Source organism: Wolbachia endosymbiont (group A) of Apoderus coryli (assembly GCF_947251615.1).
Lineage (GTDB): Bacteria > Pseudomonadota > Alphaproteobacteria > Rickettsiales > Anaplasmataceae > Wolbachia.
This window is the reverse complement of the sequence record NZ_OX366367.1, coordinates 241,747-263,162: the sequence shown is the minus strand read 5'-3', so window position 1 is coordinate 263,162 and position 21,416 is coordinate 241,747. Positions and strand designations below refer to the sequence as shown.

Annotated in this window: 18 protein-coding genes and 2 pseudogenes; 5 read left to right on the top strand and 15 right to left on the bottom strand. The window is 35.3% G+C overall.

Features of this window, described 5'->3' with window-relative positions; genetic code table 11:
* Nucleotides 1–29 precede the first annotated feature (29 nt).
* Nucleotides 30–173, bottom strand: a complete 144-nt coding sequence (locus tag OPR43_RS01530; RefSeq protein WP_265035132.1) for a hypothetical protein — start codon at nt 171–173, stop codon at nt 30–32.
* A gap of 144 nt (nt 174–317) precedes the next feature.
* Here OPR43_RS01530 and OPR43_RS01525 point away from each other — a divergent pair, with 144 nt between their 5' ends.
* Both OPR43_RS01525 and OPR43_RS01520 read left to right on the top strand, forming a co-directional pair.
* Nucleotides 318–506 (top strand): hypothetical protein, encoded by a 189-nt coding sequence (locus OPR43_RS01525; RefSeq protein WP_265035131.1) that lies wholly within the window; start codon nt 318–320, stop codon nt 504–506.
* 33 nt (nt 507–539) lie between these two features.
* Complete coding sequence (locus OPR43_RS01520) at nt 540–3,044, top strand: hypothetical protein (RefSeq protein WP_265035129.1); 2,505 nt, start codon at nt 540–542, stop codon at nt 3,042–3,044.
* Between the two features lie 2 nt (nt 3,045–3,046).
* Here OPR43_RS01520 and terL read toward each other — a convergent pair.
* From terL to OPR43_RS01475, 9 genes and pseudogenes are all read right to left on the bottom strand, one after another.
* Nucleotides 3,047–3,367 (bottom strand): annotated as a pseudogene (terL, locus tag OPR43_RS01515) (phage terminase large subunit); the annotation flags it as partial.
* An 84-nt stretch (nt 3,368–3,451) separates the two neighbouring features.
* The gene (locus OPR43_RS01510) at nt 3,452–5,716 is read right to left on the bottom strand and encodes an ankyrin repeat domain-containing protein (protein WP_265035126.1); all 2,265 of its coding nucleotides are present in this window, start codon (nt 5,714–5,716) and stop codon (nt 3,452–3,454) included.
* On the bottom strand, nt 5,713–5,898 hold the full coding sequence (locus OPR43_RS01505; RefSeq protein WP_265035124.1) for a hypothetical protein: 186 nt from the start codon (nt 5,896–5,898) through the stop codon (nt 5,713–5,715). The genes OPR43_RS01510 and OPR43_RS01505 overlap by 4 nt, the downstream gene beginning before the upstream one ends.
* 431 nt (nt 5,899–6,329) lie before the next feature.
* A pseudogene (locus OPR43_RS01500) lies at nt 6,330–6,944 on the bottom strand (hypothetical protein); the annotation flags it as partial.
* A gap of 582 nt (nt 6,945–7,526) precedes the next feature.
* On the bottom strand, nt 7,527–9,350 hold the full coding sequence (locus OPR43_RS01495) for an ankyrin repeat domain-containing protein (RefSeq protein ID WP_265035123.1): 1,824 nt from the start codon (nt 9,348–9,350) through the stop codon (nt 7,527–7,529).
* A gap of 195 nt (nt 9,351–9,545) precedes the next feature.
* Nucleotides 9,546–11,459: an excinuclease ABC subunit UvrB gene (gene uvrB, locus OPR43_RS01490; protein ID WP_265035122.1), complete on the bottom strand. Its 1,914-nt coding sequence runs from the start codon at nt 11,457–11,459 to the stop codon at nt 9,546–9,548.
* A 101-nt stretch (nt 11,460–11,560) separates the two neighbouring features.
* Nucleotides 11,561–12,325, bottom strand: coding sequence for a cytochrome c1 (locus OPR43_RS01485; protein ID WP_265035121.1), 765 nt, complete (start codon nt 12,323–12,325; stop codon nt 11,561–11,563).
* Entirely contained in the window at nt 12,325–13,554 is a 1,230-nt protein-coding gene (locus OPR43_RS01480) for a cytochrome b (RefSeq protein ID WP_265035119.1), read from the bottom strand. The genes OPR43_RS01485 and OPR43_RS01480 overlap by 1 nt, the downstream gene beginning before the upstream one ends.
* A 95-nt stretch (nt 13,555–13,649) precedes the next feature.
* Nucleotides 13,650–13,898: a J domain-containing protein gene (locus OPR43_RS01475; RefSeq protein ID WP_265035117.1), complete on the bottom strand. Its 249-nt coding sequence runs from the start codon at nt 13,896–13,898 to the stop codon at nt 13,650–13,652.
* A gap of 172 nt (nt 13,899–14,070) precedes the next feature.
* Here OPR43_RS01475 and OPR43_RS01470 point away from each other — a divergent pair, with 172 nt between their 5' ends.
* The 3 genes from OPR43_RS01470 (at nt 14,071) to OPR43_RS01460 (ending at nt 16,280) form a co-directional block, all read left to right on the top strand.
* Complete coding sequence (locus tag OPR43_RS01470) at nt 14,071–14,643, top strand: NifU family protein (protein WP_265035116.1); 573 nt, start codon at nt 14,071–14,073, stop codon at nt 14,641–14,643.
* Complete coding sequence (hisS, locus tag OPR43_RS01465) at nt 14,640–15,866, top strand: histidine--tRNA ligase (protein ID WP_265035114.1); 1,227 nt, start codon at nt 14,640–14,642, stop codon at nt 15,864–15,866. Before OPR43_RS01470 ends, hisS begins: the two co-directional genes overlap by 4 nt.
* Nucleotides 15,867–15,965: 99 nt before the next feature.
* Nucleotides 15,966–16,280, top strand: a complete 315-nt coding sequence (locus tag OPR43_RS01460; protein WP_265035625.1) for a GIY-YIG nuclease family protein — start codon at nt 15,966–15,968, stop codon at nt 16,278–16,280.
* Between the two features lie 136 nt (nt 16,281–16,416).
* Here OPR43_RS01460 and OPR43_RS01455 read toward each other — a convergent pair whose 3' ends face one another.
* The 5 genes from OPR43_RS01455 to OPR43_RS01435 form a co-directional block, all read right to left on the bottom strand.
* Nucleotides 16,417–16,605: a WPE palindromic element domain-containing protein gene (locus OPR43_RS01455; RefSeq protein ID WP_265035113.1), complete on the bottom strand. Its 189-nt coding sequence runs from the start codon at nt 16,603–16,605 to the stop codon at nt 16,417–16,419.
* Between the two features lie 105 nt (nt 16,606–16,710).
* Entirely contained in the window at nt 16,711–17,463 is a 753-nt protein-coding gene (surE, locus tag OPR43_RS01450) for a 5'/3'-nucleotidase SurE (protein ID WP_265025776.1), read from the bottom strand.
* A 641-nt stretch (nt 17,464–18,104) separates the two neighbouring features.
* Nucleotides 18,105–18,242 carry a hypothetical protein gene (locus tag OPR43_RS01445; protein ID WP_265035112.1) on the bottom strand — a complete coding sequence of 46 codons (138 nt, stop codon included), beginning with the start codon at nt 18,240–18,242 and terminating at the stop codon, nt 18,105–18,107.
* A 220-nt stretch (nt 18,243–18,462) separates the two neighbouring features.
* Complete coding sequence (gene ffh / locus OPR43_RS01440; protein ID WP_265025778.1) at nt 18,463–19,806, bottom strand: signal recognition particle protein; 1,344 nt, start codon at nt 19,804–19,806, stop codon at nt 18,463–18,465.
* A complete protein-coding gene (locus OPR43_RS01435) occupies nt 19,791–21,350 on the bottom strand; it encodes a proton-conducting transporter transmembrane domain-containing protein (RefSeq protein WP_265035111.1) in 1,560 nt (519 codons plus the stop codon). Before OPR43_RS01435 ends, ffh begins: the two co-directional genes overlap by 16 nt.
* Between the last annotated feature and the right edge of the window lie 66 nt (nt 21,351–21,416).

Below are 21,416 nucleotides of genomic sequence, written 5' to 3'. Positions count from 1 at the left end.
GTGCGTGACACTGGAATCCAGAATGTACATTAGGTTTGATAAGTGTAGGGTTTTATGTTAAAAGAGAGCGTTTTTGATGGAAAAAAGACTAGATCCCAGTGTCCCTTTCTTGTCATTCCAGTGCGTGACACTGGAATCCAGGGGCATATAGACAGATGTCGACAGTTCGTCATTCCGCTACGTGTTAGCGGAATCTAGAAAACTGAATTTTATGAAAAAGAGTGAATAAAATTTTTTGAAAAAAAATACAAAAAAGTGCTTGCACTTAATTTTATTTTTAGTATATTAATTACATAATATTTTTACTGGAGAGTAATATGCATGGTAATAACGATAAAGAAAGTAGGGGTAATAGGGTGATTCCAAGTGACAGGTTTGAAAGAGTTGGTCCTGATAAGCATGAGAGAGAAGCACGGCAACGTGAACGTGAAAGTAGCAAGCCTAGCTCGCAATTGGGTAGTAGCAGCACTACTGGTGCTGACAGTAATAAAAGTAAAAGTAAGTAATGTTGTTTCATCACAATTTTAGTAGGGGTAGTTATGGGTAATTCTACAAAAGAGCTGGTTAATGCGTTTAACTTAAATAATTATTTTTCTGATGAGATCAATGCTAATTTTACTGTAGAAGGTAAAAAGATTGTTGGTTTATTTGCTAGCGGTACTAATATAGGAGAATATCTGCGAAGAATAGGAGAGGAGATAGTAGAGCGGCACTATCTTAGTGGAACTAAAGTAGCAGGTGCATTCTATAATTTGAACTGTTTTCCATTTGTTCTAGGTGCTAATCCTGATAAAGAGTATTTAGGTAATGGCATAGTAAAAGTAAAGCTTGCAGATTCTACGGATCCTGCAGTAATTCATAACTTGAAGATTAATTTTGCTAATGAGTTTGAGAGGGCTGTGATATCCAAAGTGGTTGCACGTCTACAAAAAGCAGGGATAACTAAGAAAGAAGCATATGAATGGATAAAAGGAACTGTTGGAACAGGAGCAATAGGTAAGCCTTATTTGTACTGTATAGCTTTTAGCGATGAATACCTAGATGATTCAGAGACTTTTGAAATGGTTAAAGAGATGTATATTCAAGAATTTAACTCAAGATTAAAAGAATGCCATGTTAAGAGTTCAGACTTTTATGAATATAAAGATGATATGTTATATATTAAAGATGTGAGTGATAAGGTAGTCAAGAGTGTAACAGAATATGTTAAAAAAGAAATAGCGTTTTATTTTAGAACTCCAGGCAAGGAGGATTCTAAAGTCGAAAATTTTAAAGATGTTCTTAGCAGTCTAATGTCTAAACGGGTGAGAAAATTCATTAACACTTATGATTATGATATTTTTACAGACGAAAAGAAGATACAAAACGGTGATAGTTTTGTTCTTATACCTTTAATAGAAATGGATGATGGTCAGTTTGAAACTTTAAGTTCTAGGAATGCATCAAAAATTAATGGAATATTTAATGGTTTTCATTGTATAAGTGATATTAGAGGCAAAACTGCAAATCCACAATTTGCTAATTGTAAAGAGCCAGTTTATGCTTTCTCTAATAAAGGAATTGCTCAGTTACTTCCTAAAATTATGGAGTCTCCAATTGCATATAATGAAAGAAACGGACGTTTTGAATTTGCAGTTGATCTTGAGAATTTTAAGAGACGTGGCTCGAGTCGATCCTCCTCAACAGTAACTTCTCCATTCAATTCTCCTACGCATGCAGAACCACCAAGAACACCGCCCAACCAAAGGAAAGCAGACACAGATAGTGGTTATGATAGTAATTCGCCTCCGAAACCTAAGGATTCTGGTTCTTCAAGTGGTGGTCCAAGTTCTGGCTTAACTCAATTATCATCACCGACACAGGAGTTTCCCACGCGGAGTCCCGATGGAGCATTAGAGGATTCTCCCAGGCAAGGATCAGAAAAGTTCCCTGTGTTGCTTCCGGTAAATCAGTTGGATGTTCCTGGAACGAGTAGAGAGTTCCTGCCACGGTCACATCTGAGTTCTTCTGTGACTAATCCACATTCATCGAAATGTGTAGGTGCTGTTCAAAATGTGCAAGCAGGGACTAGTGCTTGGTCTCAGCCAATAGGCTTTTGGTCATCACCGGCTCCAAGTTTATGGTCATTTTCACAGAGTGGACCTTCATCATGGAGAGGTGCTAGTGAACGGAGAACTAGTGATAAACCTCTTACCGAGGAAGAAGAAAAGTTGTCTAAAGCATTGCTTTATTCGTTTAACTTAAATAATTATGCTTTGGATCCTCCTCATACTAACTTTATTGTAAAAAATGGGAAGATTGCTAGTTTAATTGATGATAGTGTTAATGTAAAAGAATATTTACAGGAAGTAATAGATAAAACGAAAGAAGAGTATCGTGTCAATAAGAAAGAAGCCTATGATCTCAATGAGTTTCCATTTAAATTTCTTTCTAATTGTGAGAAAAACCAAGAAACAACAGTTGTTGCTAATATAAGTCGTGGTGCCTTACTTAACTTAAAAAAACTTTTTATTTGGGAGTATGCGGGAAAATTAGAAATAAAAGATATCAACATTGACATCGTCAAAAAGGATGTGGAATCTAAAAAGGACAAATGGGTAAATTCCCAGGTACGAGAACATGGGTTATCCCCTAAAGAAGCAATTGAAACCTGTTATCCCGATGAAAGCGTATTAGAATATATTTCAATTACAAAAGACGAAGGTGGATACTGGATTGACCGTGGTTATGATGGTTCGGAAGTAAAGTCGTTTAGGGAAGAGCGATGGCCTGCTAAAGGTACATCAGTAGCTAAAAAGGGGAAGCTCGAAGATAATAAAGATAGCGGTATCTCTTCAGGAGAGGCAACTGATGCTGAAAACGTAAGCTCTAAAGCTGAGGGGAAAACAAGTGGTTATGAGTCTATGGATTATGAGAATACTGGAGGAAAATCGCCAAAACGTACTCTAGAATTAAGTGTGGAAAATTTGAGAATATCCACAGGCCTGGATGCTACTAAGATCGAACAGCCGTGCTCTCCCGCAAAAAAATCTAGAAGCCAATAGGTCTAATCCACTGCTCTGAGCCACCCAAGTGTTTTATTAGGATTGTGGCCAAAATCCCTGACCCTGAAAACACTGGTGTTAATTTTTCTCATCCATTGTAAATATTGTACCGTACTGTCCACTTGATCATCGTGGCGAGCTTCTGGGAACATTAAAATCTCATACTCAAAATCATTGAGCCATACCGCTTGCTGTGGCAGAAAAACCCTGCCAGACTCTATCACCGGAACAATTTGATAAAATCGAGTGAGTTTGTCATTGTGTGGCACTATTTCAATAATCGGTAGATCGCTATTTGCCTTTAGCTCTTGTGTTAATTGTTGCTTTTTATACCATCTGCTCTAATTTAACACGTATGAACATTCATGATTAATTTTTTAAAATCTTATCCTGAAAAATACATTAACTTAACCTGGTGGAGCCATTGCTGTTTTCTTTTGCTGCAAACAAGCTTGCGTGAGATCAGTAGATGGAACATCCTTAGTAGTCTCGATTGACTCTGTAGACACACTACCATTTTTCTTAAAACCTTTATCTTCTATAGCTTTCAGAACGTTTTCTCCTCCCAAAAGACAATTTTCTCCTAAACTTTTCTTCTTAGCTTTTAACTCGTCAAACCTTGTTCTGCTCTCCTCACAAATCTTTACCTCTATTTTATTACTATCTTCCTTACTAGGACTTAGATAAATACTAATCTCTCCTACCTCAGTGGTAAAAGACATTTCAATGCTACCTTTTAAGATATCTGTATAATTTCTTTTTCCATCTTTTGTGCCTTTAACTCTCACTATACTTTCCCCAATTTGAAGTATGCCGACTTTTAATTTTAACTCTTTAGCTTTTTCATTGTTTAAGATTTTTACAGGTTCAATAATACTATCTTGTGAATATTTCATATAAAAATATTGATTATCTATCTCCACTGTCTCTAGCTCCTCCTTTTGAGCTTGCCTATCTCTGTTTACGATACCTTCATATGCTATACTTATTAGCTTGCTTTCAATTTCTTTATATTTTTTATTGCGAGCATTCATATAAGAATAGTTATAATTTTGTGCTAGCTCAGTACCGGTGAAGAAAGATTCTTTTGCTTTCCCACCTTTTAACAATAAATCATCCATGATGCTTTCCATGATGTCTGAAGCTTCATCTTTATCTTTACCTTTATCTTCTTGTTCGGGAATATCATTAACCCTTCCTCTATACTCTCTGGTTTCATCGCGTGGTTTCACACGACTAATAAGAACATCTTCTATTTCTTTAAATATTAAATTTGTTACAGTTTCTTTATCACCTTTTTCACTGCCATTTTTATTATCATTACTACAACTTGAATTTAACCTTATTCCTTTCTCCAAGTACTCATTTACTATTTTCTTAATACTTTTTAGAATACTTTCTTCAGGTTCTTGTTTGTTTTTTGTTATATCTATTATCTCCTTATAAAAACCTTTAATTAGCCCCTCTTCACTTGTAGTTAATGGTATTTCTAACTTCATCAAAAGTGAGTCTTCTAGAAAAAGATCATCACTTGAACTACAGCTCGAATCCTCGTCTTCTGAGTCACAATCACTCAATTTAACAGACTTTACCTGACTATCATCACCAGAGTTATTTGAACAATCATTACTTTCATCTACCGAACCATCAGGTGTTGTCGGATTACCTTCATTTTCACGAGAATTATCTGAATAATAGTCCGAATCCTCTTCTGTGTTACAATTACTCAATTCAGCAGGCTTTGCCTGACTATCATCACCAGAGCTATTTGAACAATCGTTTCTTTCACCTACCGAACTATCAGGTGTTGCCGGATTCCCTTTATTTTCATGAGAATTATCTGAACTATGGCTCGAATCCTCAATAGCTTGACGGCACTCATCTTCAGTAGCATATTCAGATGGAGTCTTTCCACTTTGATCTTGCACATTTGGATTAGCACCCGCTCCTAAAAGAAGTTCTCTAGCTTGAAGGCAGTTATTTTTAGCAGCATAATCTAACGGAGTCTTTCCACTTTGATCTCGCACATTTGGATTAGCTTTTATTACTTCTAAAAGAAACCTTATACCGCCAGTATCGTTACATTCAGCAACGTAATGTAACAGAGTTTTTCCATCTTCTTGGTTTTGTACATTTGGATTAGCTCCTGCTTCTAGAAGAAGAATTATATGTTGAATATTATTTAATATATCTCCATTGCTTTCTAACGCATTTAAAATGTTAAGTAATGGTTCATTTGAGTAATGTGACAGAGTTTTTCCATATTGGTTTTGTGTATTTCGATCAGCTCCTGCTTGTAGAAGAAGACTTATATGTTTAGCATAATAATATAATAGACCTCTATCGCTTTCTAACTGATCTAAAATATCACGTAATTTTTCATCTAAGTAACATGACAGAGTTTTTCCATCTGGGCTCCGTATATTTGGATCAGCTCCTGCTTGTAGAAGAGACATTATACGTTGAATATCATTGGGATTATCTAATAGACCTCTATTGCTTTCTAACTGATCTAAAATGTCACCTAATTTTTCATCTTGGTTCTGTATATTTGGATCAGCTTCTGCTCCTGAAAGAGACGTTATATTTTGAATATTACTATCGTTTTCTGGCTGACCTAAAATGTTAAGTGAACTTTCATTTAATTCCTTGCTTGATACCCCACCACTCATATTTTATAACCATTACTCACTAATTCTTCAGTGATTACCGTAATATATGGGTAAGTCAATAAAAAAATACACCTTTCCTTCTTCAGTTCTAAGAAATTGTCAAAAATCTCAAAAAGATGAGTTAAAAAGGGTTCTGCTTCCAACTTTTTTGCTGTAAATTTTTGCAAAATTTTAAAACTCACATCTACTCTATTATAGTATTCTTGGCAACTAATTTTATGTCAATATTAAAAATCTTACTATTACCCACAAATAAAGACATGGTATTGTATTTACTCAAATAATTTTATTAACTTGAAAGATTATTAGATTAAAATTATTAAATTAAGAGTTATAATTTTAGCAACTAAAAGCTGTAAGTTATACCATATAAACAGTTATTTCAAGCAAAAGTTATGCCATTAAGAGCTATGCAACAAACGTTCATATTTGTGGGTAATAGTAAGGGGGAAGTTATAGAATGACACTCAATCGCGAGGACTATGACTTCTACCAACCAGACTTTTCGTATAGCTTCTAGGTTCAAGCTTTCAATTTGCCTTTGAGCGCAGAAACTCCCTAGAAATCACGCTTTTGAACTCTATATTATTTTTTGTAACATTGTCGTAGGCGTTAGATCTTGCAATGCAGTTAACCTTTCTAACGCCCTTGCAAACTCTTCTTCTGATAACTCACCACTGCCTAATTTCTCCTGCAATTCTTTTATCTCTTTGTCCAACCTCTGATCGAAACTTAAATCGCGTGCAAAAATCTTCTTGATTAACTCCTTAAGCTTGTCACGCAAAAACTTAATTATCGAAAGAAGCCAATTTTTTTCTTTCTTCTCCTTGAGCATTTGGTAGATTTTCGGATCATCTACATTTACTTCAAAGAGGTTGAAGAGAGATTCAAAGAAACTCCAGAAATCTCCGAGTACTCTTTCTCTTTCACCATTGAAGTAATCTTCATTATCTTCTTCGATATGTAGCTCTGCTTGAGATGATATTTCATCGATACAACTAGAGGCCTGACGCTCACACTCGAGCCTTCTGAGCAAATCTTGTCTGGCAAGCTCCTCTACGGCTGCTTTTAGTTCATTTAACTTCTGCTCCGCAGAGAAATCTTGCTCCCTGATTTTTCCTTGGAAGATTGAGCTACCGTTTTTATTATTATCTGAAAAATTTTTCATTGTTTTTGTCCCCTCAATAAAATTACTGCCTTTGTTCTTACCTAGAAAGCTTTCTACCATTTTTACTCCCTTCATAAAACTTAATAATTTAATTTTACAGCACTAAACATTTAAGAACTATTAATGTAAAGATGTCAATAAGATTATTTACATCTTTACACTATATATATTATATCATACGCCATTTAACCTTTCAATAATATTCTTGCTGCTTTTTCAAGCTCTAGCATGCGCTTTCCTTAAATTGGTTCTTATTAGTGTTCACTTTTGCCTCTACCACCACTTTTTCTTGTAAAGTATTTGATATAGATTTTATTATACTCTCTGGCATAATATTTTCAACATATTATATTCAGAGTGTATTGAACGAGCCTGAAAGGCTGATAAACGAGTATCAACAAAGACTGTCAGAAAGCAAAGATAAAGCTACATTAGATATATCTTAGCCACTTAAGTAGGCTGACCCTGAAAGCACTGGTGTTAATTTTTTACCCATTGTAAATACTGTACTATCCACTGTGGCGAGTTTCTGGGAACATTAAAACTCATACTTAAAGCCATACCGCTTGGTGCGGCAAAACAACCCTGCCAAATCGGAACAATTTTGAGTGAGCTTATTATTGTGTGGCACTATTTCAATAATCACTGTCTGCCTTTAACACTTGTGTTAATTTGCTGCGAACAAGCTTGCGTAAGATCAGTAAATGGAACATCCTTAGTAATCTCGATTGACTCTGTAGGTACATTACCATTTTTCTTAAAACCTTTATCTTCTATAGCTTCCAGAACACTTTTTTCTCCCAAAAGACAGTTTTCTCCTAAACTTTTCTTCTCAGCTTTTAACTTGTTAAGCCTTGCTTCGCTCTCATCATCAATTTCTACTTCTATTTTATTACCACCTTCCTTACCAGGACTTAGATAAATATTAATCTCTCCTACCTCAGTGGTAAAAGACATTTTAATGCTACCTTTTAAGACATCTGTGTAATTTCTTTTTCCATCTTTTGTACCTTCAACTCTCACTATACTTTCCCCAATTTGAAGTATGCCGACTTTTAAATTTAAAGCTTTATCTTTTAAAGCTTCAGCTTTGTTAAAAATTTTTACAGGTTCAATAATACTATCTTGTGGATATTTCATATAAAAATATTGATTATCTATTCCTGCTTTAAAGTCATACTCATGAGTTTGCTTACTTTTGTTTACAATACCTTCACATGCTATACTCTTTAGCTCTTCTTTCCTATCCTTATATTGCTTATTGAGATCATCTAAATAATCAAAGTCATAATGTTTATTTGTAAGCTCGGTATCACCGAAGAGAAATTCTTGTCCCATTCCACCTTTTAACAACAAATTACTTGTGATCCTTTTTATGATGATGTCTGAAGCTTTATATTCGTCAGCTTTACATTCGTCAGCTTTACATTCATCAGCTTTACATTCGTCAGCTTTACATTCGTCAGCTTTATATTCGCCGCCATCACTTTCATCGGTATAATCATGTGTATTAAGCATTGCAGTTGAAGAACGTGGATTCACACGAAGCTGAGCAATAACTTCTTCCATTTCTTTAAATATTAAATTTGTTACAGTTTCTTTATCACCTTTTTCATTACCATTACTCCAACTTGAATTTAACCTTATTCCTTCCTTCAAGTACTCATCTACTATTTTCTCAATACTTTCTAGAATATTTTCTTCAGATTCTTGTTTATTTTGTGCTGTCATACCTCTTATCTTCTCACAAAACTTATCAATTAGCTCCTGTTCATCTGTAGTTAATGGTATTTCTAGCTTCGCTAACAGTGAGTCTTCTAGAAAAAGATAATCACTTGAACTACAGCTCGAATCCTCGTCTTCTGGGTCACAATCACTCGGTTCAGTAGAAATTATCTGATTATCGTCACCGGAGCTATTTGAACAATCATCTACCGAACCATCAGGTGTTGTTGAATTCCCTTCATTTTCACGAGAATCATCTGAATAATAGTCCGAATCCTCTTCTGTGTTACAATCACTCAATTTAACAGACTCTATCTGACTATCATCACCAGAGCTATTTGAACAATCGTTTCTTTCACCTACCGAACTATCAGGTGTTGCCGGATTCCCTTCATTTTCATAAGAATCATCTAAATCATAACCCAAATCCTTCAAAGCTTGACGGCACTCATGTTCAGTAACATATTCAAATGGAGTCTTTTCACTTCGATCTTGCACATTTGAATCAGCTCCTGCTTTTAAAAGAAATCCTATACCGTTAGTATCGTTACGTTCAGCAACGTAATGTAACAGAGTTTTTCCATTTTGGTTCTGTATATTTGGATCAGCTCCTGCTTCTAGAAGAAACATTATATGTTGAATATTATTGGGAGGATCTAATAGATTGCTATTGCTTGCTAACTGACCTAAAATGTTACGTAATTTTTCATTTAATTCCTTGTTTGGTACCCCACCATGCATATTCTATAACCATTACTCACTAATTCTTCAGTGATTACTGTAATATATAGATAAGTCAATAAAAAAATACACCTTTCCTTCTTCAGTTCTAAAATATTGTCAAAAGGCTCAAAAAGATGAGTTAAAATAAAAAGAAGAATAGTGGAAGTTTAGTTGTTTACACTTTCATGCTATGCCCATAACATCATATATTACTTAACCTTGCAATAATTTTTTTATTCTTGCTGCTTCTTCAAACTCTAAATTTTCAGCATGCTCTATCATTTGCTTTCTCAAATCATCCTTATTAGTATTTACTTTTGGTTCTGCTATTGCCCTCTCCTGTAAGGTGTTTGATATAGGTTTTATTATAGTCTTTGGGACAATATTGTGCAATATATTATGTTCTTCTTGTTTTTTTCTTCTTCTTTCGGTCTCTCTTAATGCACGATCTAAAGAACCAGTGATTTTATCTGCATATAAAATTACTCTACCTTCAGCATTACGTGCAGCACGACCGATCGTTTGAATTAATGAAGTTGCCGATCGCAAAAATCCTTCTTTATCAGCATCCAAAATTGCAACTAACCCACACTCTGGAATATCAAGACCTTCCCTAAGCAAGTTAACACCTACTAGAACATCGATTTCTTTAGATCTTAATTTACATATAATTTCTATTCTCTCCAGCGCACCAATATCCGAATGCAAATAACTCACTCTCATATTCAATTCACTCATATATTCAGCTAAATTTTCAGCCATTTTTTTCGTCAATGTAGTGATTAAAACACAAAATCCCTTCCCTATTGTCACTTGTGCCTCATGAATTACATCATCAATTTGACTCTCTATTGGTTTCACAATGCAGATTGGGTCTGTAAGCCCTGTTGGACGGATAACTTGCTCTATAAATACATTATTGGTCTTTGCCAACTCATACTTTCCGGGAGTGGCTGAAATGTAAACAGTCTGCGGCCTAACTTCCTCCCATTCTTCAAATTTTAATGGACGATTATCAAAAGCGGAAGGGAGCCTGAAGCCATAGTCAATCAATTTCTTTTTACGCGCCTCATTACCACTGTACATCGCACCAACCTGAGGAACGGTGACATGACTCTCATCAACAAATAAAATTACGTCTTTGGGTAAATATTCAAACAAAGTAGGCGGTGGATCCCCAGCTTCCATTCCATAGAGATAACGCGAATAATTTTCAATACCTTTACATATTCCTGTTGTTCTCATCATTTCGATATCAAAATTAGTGCGTTGCTCGAGGCGCTTTGCTTCAATAATCTTGTTTTGCGAGTAGTAATAATCCAAGCGTTCATGCAGCTCTTTTTTGATTAGCTGAGCTGCCTGCAACAAGGTCTCACGTGATGTAATGTGATAGCTATTTGGAAAAATGGTGATTTTATCTATGCGTTTGATAACATTGCCGGTCATAGCATCAATTTCAAAAATTTCTTCTACTTCATCGCCAAATAACGATAAACGCCAAGCTTTACTTTCATAATGGGAAGGAAATATATCAACAATATCGCCGCGCACTCTAAAATATCCTCTCTCAAACCTGGCATCAGAGCGCTTGTATTGGAGATCAGTTAAGTTGCTCAGGAAATCATTAATACGAATTTCATTTCCAACACTAAGCGTTATGGTCATGCTGAGGTAGCTTTCAGGCGAGCCAAGACCGTATATACAGGAAACACTGGCAACTACGATCGTATCCCTGCGCTCCAAAAGGGAGCAAACGGCAGAATAACGCAGCATGTCAATTCTTTCGTTGATTGCGGAGTCTTTTTCGATATAAGTATCAGTTTGTGGCAAATAGGCTTCGGGCTGGTAGTAATCATAATAAGAAATGAAGTATCCAACAGCATTATTGGGAAACAATCCTTTCATTTCCTCATAAAGCTGTGCTGCTAAAGTTTTATTGTGTGCCATAATTAATGCAGGCCTATTTGTTCTTGCAATAACATTTGCCATAGTAAAAGTTTTCCCAGAACCAGTAACTCCAAGCAAAACCTGATCTCTTTTATTGCTATTTAGCCCTGCAATTAAGCCATCGATTGCTTGTGGTTGATCTCCATCTGGTTGAAAATGTGTAGTGATTTGAAATTCCATGAGTTCTACCTACTATGTTTTCATAATGTGTTTATTATTGTATAATACACTTGCTAGTGTAAATAAGGTATGAAAGTGAATGTAAATAGATGTAAGAAATTCTATTTTTTCCTTTTATAGAGTTTGCTCCAAACTTTATTGTTAGTTAATACAAAAAACACTGTTAAAATTATAAAATACGCCACTACTTTTAATCCAAGTTTATGCCTGCGCTCTAATTCTGGCTCTCCTGCCCATTGTAAAAAATTTACCACGTCATATGCCATATTTTCAACTGTGGCTTGTCTTGCACCATCATATTCCACCATTCCTTCAGAAAGTGGTGGCGCCATAGCTAATCTGCCTGTTGGAAAATACGAATTAAAATATAAATCATTTTCATCGTGTTCGCCGTTTTGATAGCCTGTTAACAGTGAATAGACATAATTTGCACCATCATGCCTTGCTTTAATAATTAACGATAAGTCTGGTGGAACAGCACCATTATTGCTTGCTGCAGCTGCTTCTTTTGAATCAAAAGGCGCAATAAAATAGTCTGAAGGTACTCCAGGTCTGTCAAACATTTCACCCATATCATTTGGGCCATCTTTAACTTGGTAAGAAGCCGCAATCTGTTTTACATCTTCTTCAGAAAAACCGATGTCTTGCAAATTACGAAATGCTACTCTATTCATTGAATGACAAGCAGCACAGACTTCCTTATATACCTTGTAGCCACGTTGAATTGATTCTCTATCGAAAGACCCAGTAATTCCATCACATTTCCAGTCCATTTTTTTATTTGGTGATGGTTTAAAATCTTCTGCATACACAAAATTAGTAAGGAATAATGCACAAAACACAGCCAATATATTTTTAACCAGCATTATTTCATCTCCGGCACAGAATCACTTAAGGTTTTTGGTGGTTCTTCTGGCTTTTCATATTTACTAAGCAGTGGTAAAATTATTACAAAGTATGCAAAATAATAAAGAGTGGATAGCCTACTCATAGTGATGTAAGGCTCTTTCACCTCTTGTCCTCCAAGCCAGGCAAGAAGTGCAAAATTTATTGCAAAAACCCAAAAAAATTTCTTGAATACCGGGCGGTAAGCACCACTTTTAACTTTTGATCTATCAAGCCAAGGTAACAGAAACCAAACTAAAATAGATGCAAACATAGTAAGCACACCAGTAAGTTTATCTGGAATTGAACGTAGCATTGCATAAAAAGGTAAAAAATACCACTCTGGCACTATATGTACCGGAGTTACCATAGAGTCAGCTTCTATATAATTGTCTGGATGCCCAAGATAATTGGGAGCATAAAAAACAAATGCAAACAAAGCTACAAAAAACAGACCAAAAGTTATGCAATCCTTGACTATATAATAAGGATAGAGAGGAATGGTATCCTTATCTGATTTTACCTCCACTCCACTTGGGTTACCAGAGCCAAACCTATGCAGAGCTATCACATGAAGCATAGCTAAAGCAATAATAACAAAAGGCAGAAGATAATGCAGAGCGAAAAAACGGTTAAGCGTTGGGTTATCCACTGAAAAACCACCCCATAACCATATAACTATTTTATTGCCAATTAAAGGTATAGCAGAAAATAAGTTGGTTATAACTGTTGCACCCCAGAAACTCATTTGCCCCCAAGGCAATACATATCCCATAAAGGCAGTTGCCATCATTGCAAAAAATATAAATATACCAACAAACCACACCATCTCCCGTGGCTTCTTGTAAGATCCGTAATATAACCCACGCATTATATGAACATAGACTACCATAAAGAAGAGCGATGCCCCGACAGCATGAGTGTAGCGTATCAGCCATCCATAGTTCACGTCACGCATTATACGCTCCACGCTATTAAACGCATAATCAACATGCGGAGTGTAGTGCATAGCAAGAAATATACCTGTTATTATTTGTAAAATTAGCGCTATACCAGCCAAAGAGCCAAAATTCCAAGCATAATTTAAGTTTTTTGGCACTTGGTAAGAAGCAGTGTGTCTTAGAAAAGAAAATATAGGCAGTCTATATTCTATCCACCCTAATATGCCTTTTTCTTCTTTTATTGTTTCTTTTTTGTTATCTTCCTGCATAACTTAAAGTTTTTTGAATATTGCTATCTTTAACTCATTTTATTGTAGCAGCTTATCCTCTACGCACAATAAAAAGTTTAAAGTAATACTAATTACTACTTCTTTAGCAACCTATCACGTGCTGCGTTTAATTTTTGCGCAAAATATTCCGAGCCTCCTTTATCTGGATGAACTAACTTCATTAAATTTTGATATGCTTTATTGATTTCATTTTGACTGGCCTCAGGATTCAGCCCCAGTATCTTTAATGCTTCATCTTTGGACATGTTATCACCGGTGTAATTTTCAGTACAACTTCTACTGCTATTAAATTCGTTCAAAAACTTACTCAATATAGAGTTCATTATGAAACTTACGTTATTTTTTTTTGTCAGGAAGAGAAAAAATACAAAAACACTAGGCAGAATAAATGTAATCACTATGAATATCAGAAAAAGGAAAAAGATGAATGACATGTATATTTTTTTATCATTTTATGATTAAATAGTAACAATTATAATCGTCATGGTAAATAACATGTTCATTCAGATTGAAGAAACACCTAATCCAAACACACTGAAATTTCTTCCTGGATTTGCAATTCTAAACGAAGGAGAAACGGCTGATTTTTCAAATGCAGATGAAATAAAAAACTCCAAGTTAGCAGCAAATCTTTTTCAAATAGAACATGTGGTAAGAGTGTTTTTTGGCCATGATTTTATTTCAGTGACAAAATCTGGTGGGATTAATTGGGATATATTAAAAGTAGAAATTTTAACTACAATTATGGATCACTTTACTTCAGGTGGAAAAGCACTAGATAAAGAAGGAGTGAATGATAATAATATACTAGATGAAGAATTTTTTGATAAAAATGATATAGAAATTGTAAATAGAATAAAAGAATTGATGGAAAGTTACATCAAACCTGCAGTTGCTCAAGATGGTGGCGATATCAAATTTCGTGGCTATAAAGATGGAATAGTTTATGTTGAGTTACAAGGAGCTTGCTCTGGATGCCCAAGTGCTGCAATTACTTTAAAGCAAGGAGTGCAGAATATGCTGAGCTACCACATACCAGAGGTTGCAGGTATAGAGACCACACTATGACTAATCAAACGGTTAGAGGAACAAAAGATCTCCTGTTTGATGAATGGTACAAGTTTAAATACATAGAGCAAACAGCAAACAGAATCTCAAGTTTATACGGCTTTTTGCCCGCCCAAACTCCAATATTTGAGTACACGGAGGTTTTTACAAAAACCTTAGGTGATAGCTCAGATATCATCACTAAAGAGATGTACACCTTTAATGATAAAGGAGGAAAGAGCATAACTTTACGTCCTGAGTTCACTGCAGCGATTGTCAGGCTACTCATTGAAAAAAAACTGCAAACACCGATAAAATTATTCTCAACAGGACCTGCATTTCGCTATGAAAGACCGCAAAAGGGAAGACAAAGGCAATTTCATCAGATAAATTTTGAGATTTTTGGCATAGAAGATCCAAAAGCTGATATTGAATTGATATCACTCGCTCAGCACTTACTAACTAAATTTGGCATCAATAAAAATGTAAAGCTGGAAATCAACTCTTTAGGTGATGGTGAAACAATAACTAAGTATAGAGAAGCTTTGATCTTATACTTTACAAAGTACCAAAATGATCTATCAGAAGATAGCAAAAATAGGTTGATCAAAAATCCACTCAGAATACTAGATTCTAAGGATGAGAAAGATAGATTAATAATCTCTGGTGCACCTAAAATCAGCAATTATTATACGAAAGAGTCCTCAGATTTCTTTGAACAAATACTAAATGGATTAACAATTCTTGATATACCTTATACCGTAAACAATAAACTAGTTCGAGGTTTGGATTATTATTGCCACACAGTGTTTGAGTTTGTTACAGAGGATTTAGGCGCACAAGGGGCAGTTTTTGCCGGTGGAAGATACGATAATTTAGTATCTTCAGTGGGTGGAAAACACACTCCAGCGATAGGATTTGCAGGAGGTATTGAACGTATAATGGAGTTAATCAATTATTCTCCGAAAGAAGAGCGACCTATTTACCTAATTCCAATCGGTAGAGAGGCTGAAGAATATGCCCTAACACTTGCGAATGAATTGCGCAGAAATGGTTTATATGTAATCTATGAATATAGCGGAACGCTCAGAACCCGAATGAAAAAAGCAAATCAAGCAAATGCTAAAGCTGCCTTAATTTTTGGTGATGAAGAATTGAGTAGTAAAACTTTAAAGATTAAAAACATGGATACAGGTGAAGAAAAAATAATTGCTCGGTATCCGTTCAGCAGAGTGGCAAAATAGGTAGACAAGGTGATCTAAAAAGATAATCATAGAGTAAATGTGAGTTACAATAAATGGTGTCATCCCAGTGCCCAGACACTGGGATCCAGGTTACTATATATGAAAAATTATTATGTTTATATACTTGCAAGTGAACGAAATGGAACCCTGTATATAGGTATAACATCAAATTTAATCAAACGAATTTGGGAGCATAAAAGCAAAGCCATTTCCGGTTTCACGTCAAAGTACAATGTTAGTAAATTAGTCTACTTTGAGGAGTTTCAAGACATAAATTTAGCAATTAGTAAAGAAAAGCTTCTAAAAAGCTGGCAGAGAAAATGGAAAATAAACTTAATTGAAAAAACAAATCATGAATGGAAAGATTTATATGATGAAATCGTATCTGGATTCCAGTGTCAAGCACTGGAATGACACCATTTGTTGTGCAAATTACCTTTGCAAACAAATGTTCGTACAGCTGTGTGTCACGCACTTTGCTTGTATCCGTTCAGGATAGCGGCAAGGTAGTATAACCATAGAGTAAAAGTGAGTTTACAACAAATGGGTGTCATCCCAGTGCTTGACACTGGGATCCAGCTTTTGATCGAAAATGTTGTATAGTGCGTTTGTTTACAATCAATTTTTCTGGATCCCAGTGTCTGGGCACTGGGATGACACCTTTGTGTTTGAGGCAAAATCGGCTATAACACTTAACATACTGCCTTTGCAAACAAATGTTCGTACAGCTGTGTGTCACGCACTTTGCTTCAATATTTGCACATTAGCCACTCCCCTGAACAGATACATTGCTCGCGATAACACAATAGAAAACATCTAATTAGGAGCAATGCAAATGTTTTTCTCAGTCAGCTATAGAAGAAAATTCGTCTGCACAAGAATTTTTCATAGCATTCAATGTATCATAATCTGTAAAATCTAATTTTACTGGTGTGATAGTAATAAATCCTTCTTTTATTTTATTTACACTACCACTGCCTGAGTGCTCTCGAGACCAATTTAAGCTAAAAGAGCCATTCGAATTTTCAGTAAAAGTTAAATCCCCATCAATGTTATATTCACCTTGTTCAGCAAATTCTACTCCTTTTACTTTTTCCGTAGCAGGAAAATTTACACTCATCACTATGTTTTTAGGCCAACCAACCTTAACTAGCTTGGCAATAACCTTTGGTGCAAAAACCTTTGTATTGTGCCAGTCTATTTTATCATGATAAACTTGGCTCAGCGCAATAGAAGGTATAGACCTTGCAGCACCTTCCATTACAGCACCAATTGTTCCTGAATAACAAATATCGTCCCCGACATTTGATCCAATATTTACTCCGGACAATATTAAGTCTGGTTTTTTATTCATAACTTTATTTAGCGCAATAATGACACAATCTGCAGGAGTACCAGACACACTAAATTCCCTTTCACTATGTTGTTTTATTCCAATAGATTGTTTCACTGGATAATCAAGAGATCTTGCAGCCCCGCTTCTATCAGTATCTGGTGCCACTATCCATATTTCTGATGCAAAATTTCGTGCAATCTCTTTGAGTAATTTTATTCCTTCACTTCCAAAGCCATCATCGTTTGTTATCAATATTATCATGTACAATACTCAGCTATACAGTTCCAAATTATGTAAATCACTGGCTGTAAATAAACTCATGAGGCTTTAAGTTTCTTTGCATAACTATGAACTGTAACAAAGAACCTGCTGTTAATCAATAGATTTCTTGCACAGGCCATAACTGTCATTACAATAGAAACGAAAAAACTTGCTTGACACCCTTTGCCAGCCCTCTTATCATGAAACTGAAGCTATTGTATTTGCTTTCGCCAATCTGCAGATTAAAAGGTAAGGATTACTTAATGTATCGGCGTCTTATGTTCAATTTTTTGCAGTATATAGATACTGTATGTCTTTACAAAACTTCATCTACATCTAGATTTTTATCTAAATAAGCTGAACGCGCTTATAAAGCGTTACAAGACATCAAAAAATGCCAATACTCGACAGAGATAGTAAAAGACTAGCTAACTCGGGGATTCTTTGTCTTTTTTTCTGCTTAGTAAATTTCTTAAACATTTGCAGCGTAGGTTAGTTGCAATTAAAAGCAGCTGAATCTCGCTTGTCAAGCGTTTAAAACATAAAAAACGCCAATATTTTAAAGCGGATAATAACCACGGGGCTTCTTTTGCCTTTTTTTTCATTTGGTAAATTTCTTAACGTTTGTAGCTAACATGAAGCTAAGTACGAACTTTGTTAAACACAACAAATGGTGTCATCCCAGTGCTCCTTTTTTTGTCATCCCAGTGTCTGGGCACTGGGATGACACCGTCTTGGATGGAAATCAGTGTCGGAGCACTGGGATGACACCCTGACAATCGTCATCCCGCTGCTTGTTAGCGGGATCTCTTGTTAGCGGCTGAGATACCGCGAATGAATCGCGGTATGACATGTTGCTTGGGTCAGCTATAGTATTTCTTAAAATTAATAATAAATTTCTTGGCTAGCAAGAAGCTGTAAATTTTTTTGCGAGACCTAAGCCGCTTTTGATATAGCTAAAGGTTTACTGACAATCGTCTCATTCCACTACCTGCTGACTTACTTTCTGCTTAGCATATCCATCAAATCAGATTCTTTGAGTTTACTATGGTCAACTTTACTGAACTTATTCACTATAGAGCTCATTTGATTATACTGCTTAATTAGAAGATTAACGTCAGTTACACTTGTTCCGGACCCCTTAGAAATTCTAAGTCTTCTTTTGCCATTTAAAATATCTGGATTTTGCCTTTCCTTTTCAGTCATTGAGTTTATGATGGCTATATATTTTTTCACTTTATTGTCATCTGGCACACCGCTGCTTAGCTTTTTTGTGAATGAACTAGGAATGAATTTCATTATGTTGCTAATACCATCCATTTTATTGAGAGTTTTTAACATTCCCACTAGGTCATTTAGGTCGAATTTACCCTTTTTTACTTTCTTTTGTAACTTATCAATTTCTTCCTGACCAACAATCTCAGCAGCTTTTTCAACCAATGATACAACATCACCCATGCTAAGTATCCTTTTTGCAATTCTATCGGGATAAAAATCATCGAGGTCACTTAATTTTTCACCACAAGCAATAAATTTAATTGGACAATCGGTGATCATTTTCATAGAAAGAGCAGCACCACCACGTGCATCACCATCAACGCGGGTGAGAATAATGCCGGTTACACCTATTACCTCATTGAATGATTTGGCAATGTTGACCGCATCCTGGCCTATCATTGCGTCGGCTACTAAAATAACTTCTGCAGGTGAAGCTATTTCCTTTACGGCTTTCAACTCATTCATCATATTATTGTCAATATGAAGCCTGCCTGCGGTGTCTAGTATTAATACATCATAATTATCGTTCTTTGCTGCTGCCAGTGCCCTTTTTGTAATTGCAATAGGCCCCTCATTTATTACTGTAGGTAAAGTTTGTACGTCTATCTGTTTACCCAGCACCTCAAGTTGTTTTTGGGCAGCCGGCCTATAAATGTCTAAAGAGGCAAGCATCACTTTTTTCTTTTGCTTTTTTAGCTTGAAAGCAAGCTTTCCTGAGGTAGTTGTTTTACCTGCACCTTGTAAGCCCACCATCATAATCACAGCAGGGGGTTTAACTGCTAGATTTAAGTCACTTTTCTCTGATCCGAGAACTGCAACTAAATTATCCTGCACAATTTTAATTATCATTTGTGCTGGAGAAACACTTTTTATGACTTTTTCCCCAATCACTTTATCTTTAATGTCGTTGATGAATTTTTTTGCAACTTCAAGTGAAACGTCAGCTTCAATTAAGGCTATGCGTATTTCACGCATGGCAAGATTAAAATCATCTTCAGAAATGATCGACTTTCCTCTTAGTTTACTAAATACAGAATTTAAACTTTCAGTTAACGATTTAAACATAATAGCGTTAGTAGAATACTCATTAAAAAGAGAGAAGAAGCTGAAACAAAACTCACTGAGTTATAACCCAGCACTTCTTTAAGTTTAGTAATATTATTAAAGTATAAACTAGTAAGTGAATTAGTCAAGTTTTGCACTACGCTGGCAAATATTTCTCTAGTTTTAGAGACTAACTGATTGAACAGCAAGATAATATAGGATATGAAAGCTCTAAAAATCCAATCAACATCCATTTTAAAATTTACTCTCGGGTAAAATAACTTGCGTAAAGGAATAAACAATAAAGTGGTACATAGTAACAAATTAAATTGCGACAAAATATTTTTTGTGTTGTACACAAAATCGAAAATCGAAGGTTTATTGTAAATAGGTAAGTAAGGATTGCCAGCGATTACGCATATAAATGCTAAAATGATCATAGTCATTTTGCCCCCCCTCTCTGCTAACGGTTTTGACTTACTTTTTGCAATAAATAAGTAATAAAGAAACTTTAGCCCCACGCTTAAATGAAGCAGCAAATTTAGAACCTTATATAAATTTTTATACCCTTTTAAGGCAACAGTGTTCATTTCAATTTCAGCTGTGATATATGATTTACTGATAAATCCAGCGGTTCCAGGAAATGCAGCCATTGTAAGTATTGCGATTATAGCACACATGCCTTCCACTGACATCAGTTCACCTACTCCATTAAAACTAATTGTTTTTGTTCGTGAAATAATCGAATTGCTGACCACAAACAATAATGATTGATAAACAAGAGAGAAGATTATATGCAGTATCAAAATTGGTATTGCCTTTTCCGAAGGGCTAAGTAAACCTCCTGCAATAATCAGCAAGCCCATTTGTCCTACAACGTTATAGCATAAAAATCTACGAATATTTTGCTCAAGAGAAGCAAATATAATGCTGTAAATTGCAGTGATGGCGCCTACAAGCGCTAATATTTCAGTACAATCTTGCCATAGGTTATAAGTGTGTAAAAGCATCACTAAAAAAGAGACTTTAGTGGTAAATAAAGAGAGATATGTAGTGCCATGTAGCGATGCAGCAGGATATGCATCAACAACCCAAAACGAAAAAGGAAAACAAGCGCAGTTTATCAATAAACCCAAAATTATCAGGTTAGTGCTTTGAAGTGCCAATCCTGCTATTAATATAACTCCAACGAAAAAGTGTACACAGGCGTACCTTATTGCAGGTCCACTATCTCTACAGCCAGCTGCGATAGTAAAAAATGCACTGACGGTCATTAATTCACAGAATATTATAACCAATATCATATGTTCAGATAAAACTGCATAAAGTGAACTAATAGTGTAAGCAGCAAAAGATAGCATCTCTGAAAAAGTCAAATTTTGTGCTGGTAGAACAGCTAAAAATGCAACTGATAAAAAAGATATTAGTATGATACGAAAAGATAAATCAAAATCTAGAATTGGGAGAGACCAATTTACTGCAATGCTCAAATTTTCAGGTAATTTTAGGACTATAACTATTAATATAGTCAGTAGGAGTAACAGTGACGATTTACAAAGTTGCACAATAATTTAAACCAATATGGTTTATGCTATCTCAATATATGAATAAAATCAATTTGCATATTAACC